Consider the following 13694-nt stretch of genomic DNA (forward strand, 5'->3'; position numbering starts at 1 on the left):
TGCCCGAAGGGCGGATGAGGGTGCGTCCGCGCGAAGCGCAACCGCAAGCCATCCCGCTTACCACCCAGCTTGTTCGACGTGATGCGACAGCACGACGTGGCTCGCTCCACGTGGTGCTGTCGCATCAAGACTTGGCCTACCTGCAGTAGTGTTGCTCTACTACTACTACGCAGCCTGCTCGACGCGATGGCGCTGCATCGACGCAGGCTGCGCCGGTGCCAGTTGGAACACGGCCACTGCGCGCGTCAGATCCGCTGCCTGATCTTCCAGGCTGCGCGCCGCCGCGGTGGCTTCTTCCACCAGCGCCGCGTTCTGCTGGGTCATTTCATCCAGCTGCATCACCGTGGTGCTGACCTGCTCGATACCAGCGCTCTGCTCGGTGCTGGCGGAGGTGATCTCGGCCATGATGTCGGTCACGCGTTTCACCGAGCTGACCACCTCGGTCATGGTGCTGCCGGCCTGCTGCACCAGCGCCGAGCCTTGCTCCACCTTTTCCACCGAATCGGAAATCAGTTGTTTGATTTCCTTGGCCGCACCGGCCGAGCGCTGCGCCAATGCACGGACTTCGGTTGCGACCACCGCAAAGCCGCGGCCCTGTTCGCCGGCGCGCGCGGCTTCCACTGCGGCATTCAAGGCCAGGATATTGGTCTGGAAGGCAATGCCATCGATGACGCCGATGATGTCGGAAATACGTGCCGACGATTGCGTGATCGCCTGCATGGTGACGACCACTTGCTGCACCACACGGCCGCCGCTTTCGGCGACATCGCCGGTGCCTTTGACCAGTTGATTGGCCTGGCGCGCGTTGTCTGCATTCTGACGCACGGTAGAGGTCAATTCTTCCATCGATGCGGCGGTTTCTTCCAGGTTCGCGGCCTGATGTTCGGTACGTGTGGACAGGTCGGTGTTGCCGCTGGCGATCTCACCGGCGGCGGTATTGATCATCTCGGCCGAATGCTGGATGCCCTGCACGATGCTGGTCAGCTGGATTGCGGTGCGGTTGGCGGCATCGGCCAGGCGGCCGAAGGCACCTTCGTAATGGGATTCCACCCGCTGCGACAGATCGCCGTCGGCAATGGCGGCCATGATGCGGCCGACATCGTCCAGACCGGCATCGGCCTGCTGCATCAGGCGGTTCAAGGCCTGCACCATTTCCGCAAACGCAAACTGATAGCGCGACTGCTCGCCGCGTGCGGAGAAGTCGCCACGCGCGGCGGCATCGGCCAAGCGCGCGATGTCGCTGTTGATCGCCGACAGGTTGCTCTTCACGGTATCCAGCGCTTCGTGCAATGCCGCGCGCTGGCCGGGCAGGCGGCGCATGTCGCGGCGTAGATCGCCGCGGCCGTATTCGCTCATCACATCCATCGCTTCGTTGATCGCGTCCAGATGTTCGAACACCACCGTGTTCACGCCATGCGCCAGGCTGCCGTAATCGCCGGGAAAATCCTCCGGAATGCGGTGCGCGATGTTCTCGCCCTGCTGCAGGCGAATCATGGTCTGCATCTCGCCGTTGAAGCGTTGCAGCTGGTTTTGCATCTGCTGCATGCTGTGCATCAACTGGCCGGTTTCATCGCGCGATTCCACCCGGATGTCGTTGTCGAACCGGCCAGAGGCAATCGCCTCGGCGGTGCGTGAGGCGGCGCGTAACGGTGCGGCCATCGCCGAGGCGATCAACCAGCACAGGCCGATCACCATCGCAACCAGTGCGCCGCCGATCAAGGTCAGTGTGCGCGTAAAGCCCCACGCCTGCACCTGGATGTCTTCGGCGTACACGCCCATCACCAGCACCCAGTTCCAGGCCGGAAACGTCTTGGCATAGCTGATCTTGGGCAGTTGTTCTTTCTTGCCTGGCTTGGGCGCGTCGTAATAGCTGAAGCCATCGCCGCTGTCGATGGCGGTCTTGATGTCGCGATACACATACTGCCCGGCATCGCTCTTGTAATCGGACATGTCGGTGCCGACCGGGCGCTTGGGATGCATCAGGATGCGCATCTGCGGGTCGACAATGAAAAAGTAATCCACGCCATCGTTGGTGCGCATGTCGGCCAGCGTGGTGCGCGCCGCGTCCTTTGCCTGATCGGCGGTCAGCTCGCCGCTTTTGACCTTGTCGGCGTAGTGCTGCATCACCGTCAGGCCCATCTCGACCTCGGTCCTGACGCTGAGTTTGCGCGCCTCGACCAGATCCAGATATTGCAGACGTGCCGCGGCGACTGCGAGCAGGATCACGCCCACAGTGAGTAGCGTGCACAACAGGATGAATTTGCGGGTCAGCGGGAGATTGGCAACATGGCGACGCAACAGGGAGACAACGGGCATGGCAACGGTATCCAGAACGCGCCGCGCAGGGCGCTATGTCATGGATAGCGGCTGATTCACATGCGGGTTGAATACTGATTGCGGCAGCGTCTGCTTATAAAGACGCAATGCCAATGCAACGTAGGAGCGCACCCGGGCGCGATGCGGCGTTACCGATAAAGGCCGCATCGCGCCCGGGTGCGCTCCTACAAGGGCGTGCTGTCGTTAGACAGATCGCAGGCCAAACACATCAATCAACTTGCTTGGTCGATCAATCGCGACGTGCCGCCATCTCCTGAACATCCAGACGTTCGATCGCGCGATACGACGGCGGGCACGCAGTGCGTACCCGCCTTTCACATCAGCTTGCTGCGCAGAAGCCGAACTCGGCCGTTGCACCGGCGGCCAGCGTGCGGTTGAAATCCACGCCACTTGCGCGCAGGGTGCTGCCGCTCTGCGACCACACCACATTCCACGCGTTGTTGACCGTGCCGGCGACCGGCACCGTCACCGACCAGGTGCCGCTGCCGGTACCGGTGTTGGTGACCTGCACGCGGTTGCACGCGCCGCCGCTCCAGCTGCTGTCCACGATGACCTTGGTGCTGAAGGTGCCGGTGCCCGGGGTCGGCGTAGGCGTAGGTGTCGGAGTGGGTGTCGGCGCTGGCGTTGGTGTGGGCGTCGGCGTCGGGGTAGGCGTGGGCGTGGGCGTGGGCGTGGTAGTGCCCACGGTGCCCCACAACGTGCGCAGCAGCGTCATCTTGTCCTGGCGCACGGTGGTCCAGTCGTCGCGCAGGATGCCGCCGGTATCGCCGCTGTTAGGGTTCCACGACCAGTAGAAGCCGTCGTTGATGCCCTTGCTGCGCAGGTACTTCACCAGCGCGTCCTGCCACACCTTGTCGCGTGCATCGCCTTCGCCGTACTTGCCGCCGAACTCGCCGAGCAGCAACGCGTACTTGCCGGCGAACTGGCCGAAGTGACGGTCCCAGATGGCCGGCATGTTGTTGGGGAAGTTGCTGTCGTTGAAGTACGACTGCACGTAGACGTCCGGGCCGTACACGTGCGGCGCCAGCAGCAGACGGTTGGCCGGAATGTTCAACGGGGTGCAGGCCAGCGGTTGCAGGTTGCCGCCCCAGTAGATGCCGCCGTTGGTGGAGCACACCGGGTTATCGGTGATGCCTTCCACCGCGATGATCCACTTCGGCGCCACCGCCAGCACGGCGGCCGAACCGCGCTCGGCGGCCTTGTTCCAGTCGGTGGCGGCGTTGCCGGTGCCCCAGGTGGCGGCGCCGTGCGGCTCGTTCTTCAGATCCAGGCCGAGCACATACGGCACGTTCTTGTAGCGGTTGGCGACAAAGCGCAGATCGGCCAGCCACTGTGCTTCGGTGTAGGAACCGGTGTACCAGAGCTCGGAAATGCCGGCGCAATCGGGGGTGTGGTGATCCAGCAGCACGTACATGCCGCGTGCGTTGAATTCGTTGATCACCTTGTCGAGGATCTGAAGCGAGGTCAGGCCCTGCAGGTCGGCGTTACGGCTGTAGTCGATGCTGCTGGGCATGGTGTCGCTGCGCAGCGTGGCCGGGCAGAACGGCAGGCGCACGGCATTGAAGCCCAGGCCCTGCATCTGGTTGATCATCTCCTTCCAGTTGCGCGCCCACAGGCCATGCATGACATGGTTGCCGGTCTCAAAGCCGAACACGTTGACGCCCTTGAGCTGCACGACCTTGCCGCTGTCGTCGACGATCTTGTTGTTGCTGATGGAATAGCTGAATGCCGGCGCGGCGGCCAGGGCCAGCGCGGTGGCAAGTGCGAGTGTACTTGCGGTCCTGAAAATGGACATGGTGATCTCCCTAGATAACCGAGCTCGACACCCGAGCGCGGTGAGGGGGGCATCTTGGTCTGCGCCCGCGTCGCGCGGCGTGATCGCAGCCACAGAAAGGCGCATTGGCGCACGGATCACAGGCGGGCTGCGGGCGCGGTCGCTTTCCCGCACACTATTGCCGCTGCGCACTGTCCGCAGGCTGTCCTTCTTGTCCCCGGAGTGTCCCCCAATGTCTTTGCTGCGTGCCGAACTGGCGCAATGGCGCGCTTCTCCCGCGCGCGAACTGATGGCCGGTGCGGTCGCCACATTTGCCTTGATTCCCGAAGTGATTGCGTTCGCCTTCGTGGCGGGCGTCGATCCGCAGGTCGGGCTGTTCGCCTCATTCGTTATCGGCATCGTGATTGCGTTTTGCGGCGGACGCCCGGCGATGATTTCTGCTGCGGCCGGATCGGTGGCGCTGGTGGCCGCACCGCTGGTGGCGGCGCACGGGTTGCCGTATCTGCTGGCGGCCGGGCTGCTGGCCGGCGCGGTGCAGATCCTGTTCGGGCTGCTGCGGTTGGGCGTGTTGATGCGCTTTGTCAGCAGTTCGGTGCGCACCGGGTTCGTCAATGCGCTGGCGGTGCTGATCTTCGCCGCGCAGCTGCCGCATCTGCTGGGCGCCAACCTCACCACCTGGGCCATGCTCGGTGTGGGTCTGGCGATCATCTACGGGCTGCCGCGCTTGCGCGTGCCCGGCCTGTCGGCGATTCCCTCGCCGCTGCTGTGCATCTTGTTGCTGACCATCGCCGGCAGCGCCCTGCACCTGCCGCTGAAGACCGTGGCCGATCTGGGCAAACTGCCCAATGCGCTGCCGTTCCTGCAATGGCCGGCGGTGCCGATGACGCTGGAAACGTTGCGCATCATCGCCTTGCCCGCATTGGCCATCGCCATGGTGGGCCTGCTCGAATCGCTGATGACCGCGCGGGTGGTCGACGAACTTACCGATACCCCCAGCAACAAGAACCGCGAATGCACCGGGCTGGGCATCGCCAATACGGCCGCCAGCCTGTTCGGCGGCATTGCCGGCTGCGGCATGATCGGCCAGACCGTTGGCAACGTGAAGTACGGCGGCCGTGGCCGGCTGTCGACCTTGTTCGCCGGCGTGTTCCTGCTGATCCTGATGGTGTTGCTGAAGCCGTGGGTATCGCAGGTGCCGGTGGTGGCCTTGGTGGCCATCATGGTCATGGTGTCGGCCGAGACCTTCGACTGGCGCTCGCTGCGCACCGTCATCACTCACCCGCGCACCTCCAGCGTGGTGATGCTGGCCACGGTGGCGGTGACCCTGGTGACCCACAATCTTGCTGCCGGCGTGGCGGTGGGCGTGGTGCTGAGCGGGGTGTTCTTTACCTTCAAGGTGGCCGGGCTGCTGCAGATCGCCCACACCGATGGCGCAGATGACGTGCGCACCTACAACGTGCGCGGGCAGGTGTTCTTCGCCTCGGCCGATGTGTTCATCGACGCCTTCGACGCGCGCGAGGTGCCCGGCCGCGGCGTGGTGATCGACGTGAGCCGCGCGCATTTCTGGGATATCACCGCCGTGGCGGCGCTGGACAAGGTGGTGCAGCGGTTGCGGCATCACGATCTGGACGTGCAGGTCAAGGGCCTGAATGCCGGCAGCCGCCGGCTGATGCAGCGGCATGCACTGGGCGAGGACGCGCTGGAATCCGCGCTGCCCTGAGCAATCAAGGACAGCCGTCCCCGCGGGCGTCGCGGGCGTTTGTGTCTGCTGCCAGCGGCGGCTGCCCGCGCGCTGAGCGTGGCCGGCCACCCGACCTCAAGTTTGCGGTTGGGGCGCCGATGCACCGGTATCGTGACTGTCGGTCGTTGTCGTGAAGCCTGCGCGTTGCCACACCAGTTGTCCGCCAGCCCGCCGTGTGCGGCAAGGCGTTCCTGCGCCTGCGTACCGGCTGCGCGATCAATGAGCGCCACGCCGTTGCTGGAACGGATGGTGGATATGACCGCCATCCGCGATGCCGATCTGCTCGATCTGAGCCTGTTGCGCACCATGCGCGAGCTCTGCGCTGCCGAAGAATTGTCGCTGCTGCGCATCGCCCCGGATGGCCGCACCATGGCCGAAACCCGCCTGCACGACGACGGCCGCTTGTCGTTGACGGTAGCCGAGCTCAAGGACGCGCAGATGCGTGCCCAGCTGGCCGACGTGCATGGCCCCGGCGACGTGCTGCACCTGCACCAGGATGGCCAGGCGCTATTGGTCTATCCGATGATGGAAGCGCGCGGTATCCGCACCTGCCTGCGGGTGGGCGGTGCACGCGCGCCCGGTGTTGCAGAACAGGCGATGCTGCAGGGCTTTGCGCGCTTCTTCCAGAATTACCGCAGCCTGCTCGACGACGCGCAGCGCGACGCCTTGACCGGCCTGCGCAACCGCAAGACCTTCGACGATGTGATCCTGCGGCTGTTTGCAGGCGGGGCAGATGTGCCGGCCAACGACAGCAGCTGGCTGGGCATCGTGGATATCGATCACTTCAAGCGTGTCAACGACACCTTCGGCCATCTGTATGGCGATGAAGTGTTGCTGCTGGTGGCGCAGTTGATGCAGCGCGCGTTCCGCCAGGACGATCTGCTGTTCCGATTCGGCGGCGAAGAATTCGTGATCGTGCTGCGTGGCGTGGAGCGCGATGTTGCGGTCAGCCTGTTCGAGCGCTTCCGCCTGGCCGTTGCCGAGCATGTGTTCCCGCAGGTCGGGCAGGTCACGCTCAGCACCGGTATCGTGGAGCTGACCGGCGGGCGCATGATCAGTCAATTGCTGGATGAGGCGGACAAGGCGCTGTACTGGGCCAAGCAGCACGGCCGCAATCGCGCCGTGGTGTACGCCGAACTGATCGCCAGCGGGCAATTGCTGCAGACCACGCAACAGACCGGCAGCGTGGACCTGTTTTAAGCGCGCATCGCGCTCGCACTACCGCGTGTAGACGTGCCGACAGCTGCTGCAGCCCAGCGCGGCCATCGCAGGCGGCCATCCCGCGACATGCCGCCGCCTGCACGCGCGGGTGGCTACACTCCAGGGCGGTCTGATATCTGGGGTATGCAATGAAGCGACTTGCCGTGGGACTCTTGGCAATGGCGGTCTCGACCGCGCTGATGGCGCAGGCGCCGACCTTCGATGGCGCGCGCATCTCGCGCGACGTCAAGGAGCTGGCCTCCGATGCCTACGAAGGCCGCGGCCCGGCCACTGCCGGCGAAGAAAAAACCATCGCCTATCTGAGCAAGCAGTTCGCCGACGCGGGCCTGCAGCCCGGCGGCGATCTCAACGATGGCAAGCGCCTGTGGACCCAGGCAGTGCCGTTGCGCCGCGCCGCTATCGTCGGTACGCCGACGCTTGCGCTGACCAATGCCGGCAAGCCGCAGGCGCTGACGCAAGGCAAGGAGATCGCCATCCGCGCCGCGCTGGATGGTTCGTCCAAGGTCGACATCGCCAACGCGCCGCTGGTGTTCGTCGGCTATGGGGTCAAGGCGCCGGAGCGCGATTGGGACGACTTCAAGGGCGTGGATCTGAAAGGCAAGATCGCGGTAGTGCTGATCAACGACCCGGACTTCGACACCGGCAAGGGCGCCTTCGATGGCGCCGGCATGACCTATTACGGTCGTTGGACCTACAAGTACGAAGAAGGCGCACGTCAGGGCGCGCTCGGCGTGCTGGTGGTGCACGAAACCGCGCCGGCCTCCTATGGTTGGGACACCGTGGCCAGCTCCAATACCAACAGCATGTTCGACGTGGTGCGCGACAAGCCGCGCGCCGCGCATGCCACCGTGGAAGGCTGGATCCAGCGCGATCTGGCCACCGCGATGTTCAAGCGCGCCGGGCTGGATTTCGATGCGTTGAAGAAGCAGGCGCAGACCCGCGGCTTCAAGCCGGTCGAGCTCAAGGGCCAGGGCCTGAGCGCCAGCTACCAGGTCAAGTCCGACGTGATCACCTCGCACAACGTGGTCGCGCGCCTGGAAGGCAGCAAACGCCCCGATGAGACGCTGATTTACAGCGCGCACTGGGACCATATCGGCGTGGGCAAGCCGGACGCGCGTGGCGACACCATCTTCAACGGCGCGCTGGATAACGCCAGCGGCACGGCGGCGTTGCTGGAACTGGCGCGCGGGTTTGCCAGCGGGCCCAAGCCGGAGCGCTCGGTGGTGTTCCTGGCCGTCACGGCCGAAGAAAAGGGCCTGCTGGGCTCGGAGTTCTACGCCTCCAAACCGCTGTATCCGCTGGACACCACGGTGGCGGTGATCAACATGGACGGCATGAGCCCGTTCGTGCCTTCGCGCGATTTCGGCATCTATGGCACCGCCAAGCTTGAATTGCTCGATCAGCTCAAGACCGTGGCGGCGCAATCCAAGCTGAGCTACACGCCCGACCCCAAGCCGCAGGCGGGCTATTTTTTCCGCTCCGATCATTTCTCCTTCGCCAAGCGCGGTGTGCCGGCGCTGTCGTACGCGGCCGGGCAGGATTGGGAAGTGGGCGGCATTGCTGCAGGCAAGGCGGCGTCGGACGACTACACCGCCAAGCGCTATCACCAGCAAGGCGATGAGTGGAAGCCGGATTGGACCTTCGCCGGTGCCGCGCGCGATCTGGGCGTGCTCTACACGCTGGGCCAGCAGTTGGCCGATTCGCGCCAGTGGCCGAACTGGAGCGGCGATTCGGAATTCCGCGCCACCCGCGATGCCAGCGAAGCAGCGCGCAAGTAACAACGGCTAGCCAAACTCCGTCGTGGCGGTCAGGCGGCGTTGTGGGCGCTCTCGGCGGCATCCATGCCGCCAAGGGTCCCGCGACGGTCAGCGGGCAAGGGCCAGTCGCGTTGATCGGTGTCCAGGGTTTCGGCACAGCAACCAGCAATCCTCGAAATAGCGCGACGCGATGGTTTCGTTCTTCAACAAAACTACCGACAAATTTTCTGGTGCGGTGTCCTGACCGCTTGCGGGACCGTTGGCGGCATGGATGCCGCCATCGAGCCCCCATGGACGGGTTTACGGCGTGTCCCGCGAGCGGTGAGGGCGCCGCGCACTCGAATCACCAAGCGTTCGATCGCATCTGAACGTCGCACCGCCTCAAAATCCGGTTGTCTCAAAACACTTGAAGTGCGCAGGACGCAGCGTTCACAGCCTGCACGACGTCGCTGCAGGAGCCGTATCGCTTATTCCCATCGACCATGAGGTGGCCGTGCCTTTGCATTTCGGTCAGCGTCATTGCCATGAACTCCAGCGCCAGTACAGTGGCGCTGCAACCGATTGCATTTCCTGGCACATCATTTGCAGTTGCCTGACTTTAAAGCGGGGCACGCTGCCCGTGACAGCGCGCCTCTCAGGCTGCAATCTGTTGGGGTTGCGTTCGGTCGTTACCGCGTAGTCTGCCGCGCGGTCCTCGTCGGGAGGGGCGAAGACTGCACGATGGCCTTCGTTTCCTTTAACGGTCGATTCTTTAGGATGAGCCGCGACGTCGCGTCGCCGCCAGGAGAGTTTGTGCATCGGAGTGGTTTCATAGCTGCCAATACCGCGACCTGGTCGCACGCCGCCGGGCACCTTGCCCGTGCGATGCGCTTTGCAAGATCGCTACGCGTGGCGGGGATGGACCTCCCGCTGCAGTCCGCACTGTCGCACGCGTGCGACGGGCAGCCTTGATGGACGGCACCGTGACCCTTCCCCCCGCACCAACCGCACTCCCCCCCACCTCCGCCCTCGACGCCGGCCAGCCCACGCTGCCGCCGGAAGCGCCGTTGGCGATGCCCGAACAGAACCTGCGCCAAGGCAGCCTGCAGGTGCCCCATCAGCGCACCTCGCCGGTCGGTATCGGCGTGCGCCGTTTCTATTTGATCGGCGGCACCTTCGCCACCACCGCCATCGCGGTGTGGGTGATGCTCAGCGTGCTGTGGCCCGACGGCGTCAGCGTGCTGGAAGGCTGCCTGCTTGGCCTGTTCGTGCTGCTGTTCGCGTGGATCGCGATGTCCTTTGCCAGCGCCGTGGCCGGTTTCATCACCGTGGTGGCGCGCGCCGGGCGCAAGCTCGGCATCGACCCCGAGCAACCGCTGCCCACGCTAAGTTCGCGTACCGCGTTGTTGATGCCCACCTACAACGAAGACCCGCGCCGCCTGCTGGCCGGCCTGCAGGCCATCTACGAATCGGTGGCCGAAACCGGCCAGCTGGAGCACTTCGACTTCTTCGTGCTCAGCGACACCACCCGCGATCACATCGGGCGCGCCGAAGAACTGGTCTACAACGAGCTGTGCGACCGCGTCGACGGGCATGGCCGCATCTTCTACCGCCGCCGCGCCGACAATGCCGCGCGCAAGGCCGGTAACGTGGCCGACTGGGTGCGCCGCTTCGGTGGCAGCTACCCGCAGATGCTGATCCTGGACGCCGACAGCGTGATGACCGGCGACACCATCGTACGGCTGGTCGCCGGCATGGAAAACAACCCGGACGTGGGCCTGATCCAGACCCTGCCGGCGGTGGTCAACGGGCAGACCCTGTTCGCGCGCATGCAGCAGTTCGGCGGCCGCGTGTACGGGCCGATCATCGCCTTCGGGGTGGCCTGGTGGCATGGCGCCGAGAGCAATTACTGGGGCCATAACGCCATCATCCGCACCCAGGCGTTCGCCGATCACGCCGGCCTGCCGTCGTTGCGCGGGCGCAAGCCGTTTGGCGGGCATGTGCTCAGCCACGATTTTGTGGAAGCGGCGCTGATGCGCCGCGGCGGCTGGGCCATGCACATGGTGCCGTACCTGCAGGGCAGCTACGAAGAAGGCCCGCCCACGCTCACCGACCTGCTGATCCGCGACCGCCGCTGGTGCCAGGGCAACCTGCAGCACGCCAAGGTGGTGAGCGCCAAGGGCCTGCACTGGATCAGCCGCATGCACATGCTGATCGGCATCGGCCATTACTTCACTGCGCCGATGTGGGGCATGTTGATGCTGATCGGCATTGGCATTCCGCTGGCCGGCGGCGGCATCGACCTAGCCGGCGACCTGCCGTTCTCGCCTGCGCGCTACTGGCACGGCAGCAGCCAGGGCAATGCGATCTGGATCTTCATCTGCACCATGTTCGTGCTGCTGGCGCCCAAGCTGTTGGGCTACATCGCGTTGCTGCTCAACCCGCGCGAGATGAAGGCCTGCGGCGGCGCCATCCGCGCGCTGCTGAGCATCCTGCTGGAAACCGTGCTGGCCGCGCTGATGGCGCCGGTGGTGATGTACCTGCAGTCGCGCGGCGTGTTCGAAGTGCTGGCCGGCAAGGATTCGGGTTGGGATGCGCAGGTGCGCGACGACGGCAAGCTGTCGTGGCCGGCGCTGTTGCGCAGCTATGGCGGGCTGACCGTGTTCGGCCTGTTCATGGGCGCGGTGGCGTACACCGTCTCGCCGTCGCTGGCGGCCTGGATGTCGCCGGTGATCGTGGGCATGGCGTTGTCGATCCCGGTGGTGGCGCTGACTTCGCTGCGTCGCAGCGGTCTGGCGCTGCGCCGTGCGGGCATCTTCTGCATCCCCGAAGAACTCGACCCGCCCAAGGTGCTGGTGCGTGCGTCGGAACTGCGCCGCGCCGCCGCGCTGGAACCCTCACTGATCTGAGTAGGCGCCTGCTGGGCCGGTTGAACCCAGCCCGCTGCGGCCGCTGCGCGCCAACCACGCGGTGTCGCCGCAACCGGGCGCTGCACCGGCAGCGTCTGCATTGCCGCAGGGCGCGGCCCGCGTGCAGCACATGGCCGGCAACTCGCCGCACGCCCTGAGTGATCGGCGCGTTCGAGTCCAGGTGATCGGGAAGTGACCGGCGCGCAAGGCATAATGCCCGGCCCCCAAGCGGAGCTGGATGATGCTGGAAGTGATCGAACGCGAGACCGGACCCAACCCGCAGTGGACCGTGCTGTGGTTGCACGGCCTGGGCGCCGATGGCAGCGACTTCGCGCCGATGGTGCCGGAACTGGTGCGCCCGCAGTGGCCGGCGCTGCGCTTCGTGTTCCCGCATGCGCCGATCCGCCCGATCACCATCAACAACGGCGTGCGCATGCGCGGCTGGTACGACATCGTCGGCATGGATTTCGCCAGCCGCGCCGACAAGGCGGGCATCGCCGAATCGGTGGCCCAGGTCGAAGCCTTGATCGCCCATGAGCAGGCCCGCGGCACGCCGCCCGAGCGCATTCTGCTGGCCGGGTTCTCGCAAGGCGGCGCGGTGACGTTGGCCGCGGGCTTGCAGCGCAGCGTGCCGTTGGCCGGGCTGATCGCGCTGTCGACCTACCTGCCGGACCCGGCGGCGGCCGCCAGCCAGTTGCAGCCGGCTGCCATCCGCCAACCGGTGTTCATGGCGCATGGCAGCGCCGACCCGGTGGTGCCGTTCGCCGCCGGCCAGGCCAGCATGCAGGCCCTGCGCACGCTCGGCTTTGCCCTGGAATGGCAGACCTACCCGATGGGCCATCAGGTCTGTCTGGAAGAAATCGAAGCGCTGCGCAACTGGATGCAGGCGCGCTTCACCGCCGCCTGAGCCCATGGCCACCGGCGCCCCGCAGATCACCTGGATGCCGGACCTGTGCCGGCTGCCGCGATTGGGCGCCATGTTGGGCTTGGCCGAGCTGGTGGTGCTGGTGGTGACCCTGGTGCCCGACGCCGGCGCCGCGCGCAGCCTCACCTTGTCGCGCTTCGTCTCGGCCAGCGGCCTGGCGTTATGGCTGGCGCTGGCGGTCACCGTGTTGCTGTGCGTGCTGCGGCCGGGGCTGTCGCGGCTGCCGCCCAAGCTGGGTGGGCTGGCCGCGCTGCTGATCGCCGCGCTGGTGGCGATGCTGGGCGCCGGCATCGTGCACGCGCTGTATGCCGTACTGGAGCAGGCGCCGCTTGGCCCATTGGTCGGCTTCTGGCGCTTTACCCTGGGCAGCGCGGCCACGGTGGTGCTGATCACCGCGCTGGCGCTGCGCTATTTCTACGTCAGCGACCGCTGGGAAGCGCAGGTGCAGGCCAACGCGCGTGCCGAGGCCGATGCCTTGCAGGCACGCATCCGCCCGCACTTTCTGTTCAACAGCATGAACCTGATTGCCAGCCTGCTGCGGCGCGACCCGGTGGTGGCCGAGCAGGCGGTGCTGGATCTGTCGGATCTGTTTCGCGCCGCGCTGGGCGCCGGCGAAGGCCTGTCCACCTTGCGCGCCGAATGCGAGCTGGCCGAGCGCTATCTGGCCATCGAGTCCTTGCGCTTGGGCGAGCGCCTGCAGGTGCGCTGGCACCGCCAGGAGCCATTGCCGTGGCAGCTGCCGATGCCGCGCCTGGTGCTGCAGCCGCTGGTCGAAAACGCGGTGCTGCACGGGGTCTCGCGCATGCCCGAGGGCGGCACGCTGTATCTGTCGCTGCGCCAGCGCGGCAGCCAGTTGCAGATCCGCATCGTCAACCCGGCCCCGCAACCGGGAACCCAGCTGCCGCTGCTTGCCGGCGCCGGGCATGCGCAAGCCAGCATCTCGCACCGGCTGGCGTTTCAGTTCGGTGCCGGGGCACGGATGGCGGCCAGCTGGGCTGAAGGCTACTATGCCTGCGAGATCACATTGCCGCTGCCGTGACGGGGAGTTACT

General features: G+C 65.9%; 8 protein-coding genes. 6 read left to right on the forward strand and 2 right to left on the reverse strand.

Annotated elements, in window-relative coordinates; translation table 11 throughout:
* Positions 1–165: 165 nt before the first annotated feature.
* Both ACCQ06_RS03665 and ACCQ06_RS03670 read right to left on the reverse strand, forming a co-directional pair.
* Positions 166–2298: a methyl-accepting chemotaxis protein gene (locus ACCQ06_RS03665; protein WP_316692493.1), complete on the reverse strand. Its 2133-nt coding sequence runs from the start codon at positions 2296–2298 to the stop codon at positions 166–168.
* Positions 2299–2656: 358 nt separating this feature from the next.
* Positions 2657–4132: a cellulase family glycosylhydrolase gene (locus ACCQ06_RS03670; RefSeq protein WP_316690219.1), complete on the reverse strand. Its 1476-nt coding sequence runs from the start codon at positions 4130–4132 to the stop codon at positions 2657–2659.
* Between the two features lie 211 nt (positions 4133–4343).
* On the opposite strand from ACCQ06_RS03670, the gene ACCQ06_RS03675 reads away from it, so the two are divergent.
* The 6 genes from ACCQ06_RS03675 to ACCQ06_RS03700 all read left to right on the forward strand — a co-directional run bounded on the left by ACCQ06_RS03675 (position 4344) and on the right by ACCQ06_RS03700 (position 13682).
* Positions 4344–5831, forward strand: coding sequence for a SulP family inorganic anion transporter (locus ACCQ06_RS03675; RefSeq protein ID WP_316690220.1), 1488 nt, complete (start codon positions 4344–4346; stop codon positions 5829–5831).
* A gap of 240 nt (positions 5832–6071) precedes the next feature.
* Positions 6072–7052: a GGDEF domain-containing protein gene (locus ACCQ06_RS03680; RefSeq protein ID WP_228325278.1), complete on the forward strand. Its 981-nt coding sequence runs from the start codon at positions 6072–6074 to the stop codon at positions 7050–7052.
* Between the two features lie 149 nt (positions 7053–7201).
* Positions 7202–8851 (forward strand): M28 family metallopeptidase, encoded by a 1650-nt coding sequence (locus ACCQ06_RS03685; RefSeq protein WP_316690221.1) that lies wholly within the window; start codon positions 7202–7204, stop codon positions 8849–8851.
* A gap of 929 nt (positions 8852–9780) precedes the next feature.
* The gene (gene mdoH / locus ACCQ06_RS03690) at positions 9781–11718 is read left to right on the forward strand and encodes a glucans biosynthesis glucosyltransferase MdoH (protein ID WP_316690222.1); all 1938 of its coding nucleotides are present in this window, start codon (positions 9781–9783) and stop codon (positions 11716–11718) included.
* Between the two features lie 238 nt (positions 11719–11956).
* Complete coding sequence (locus ACCQ06_RS03695; RefSeq protein WP_104617520.1) at positions 11957–12625, forward strand: alpha/beta hydrolase; 669 nt, start codon at positions 11957–11959, stop codon at positions 12623–12625.
* A 4-nt stretch (positions 12626–12629) separates the two neighbouring features.
* Positions 12630–13682: a sensor histidine kinase gene (locus ACCQ06_RS03700; protein ID WP_228325275.1), complete on the forward strand. Its 1053-nt coding sequence runs from the start codon at positions 12630–12632 to the stop codon at positions 13680–13682.
* The last annotated feature ends 12 nt before the right edge of the window (positions 13683–13694 follow it).

The organism is Xanthomonas sp. NCPPB 4467, assembly GCF_041475665.2.
Lineage (GTDB): Bacteria > Pseudomonadota > Gammaproteobacteria > Xanthomonadales > Xanthomonadaceae > Xanthomonas > Xanthomonas dyei.

Coding starts and splice junctions, on each gene's coding strand:
- ACCQ06_RS03700 (WP_228325275.1), top strand. CDS start 12,630: ATGGCCACCGGCGCCCCGCAGATCACCTGGATGCCGGACCTGTGCCGG.
- ACCQ06_RS03675 (WP_316690220.1), top strand. CDS start 4,344: ATGTCTTTGCTGCGTGCCGAACTGGCGCAATGGCGCGCTTCTCCCGCG.
- ACCQ06_RS03685 (WP_316690221.1), top strand. CDS start 7,202: ATGAAGCGACTTGCCGTGGGACTCTTGGCAATGGCGGTCTCGACCGCG.
- ACCQ06_RS03695 (WP_104617520.1), top strand. CDS start 11,957: ATGATGCTGGAAGTGATCGAACGCGAGACCGGACCCAACCCGCAGTGG.
- ACCQ06_RS03670 (WP_316690219.1), bottom strand. CDS start 4,132: ATGTCCATTTTCAGGACCGCAAGTACACTCGCACTTGCCACCGCGCTG.
- ACCQ06_RS03680 (WP_228325278.1), top strand. CDS start 6,072: ATGAGCGCCACGCCGTTGCTGGAACGGATGGTGGATATGACCGCCATC.
- mdoH (WP_316690222.1), top strand. CDS start 9,781: ATGGACGGCACCGTGACCCTTCCCCCCGCACCAACCGCACTCCCCCCC.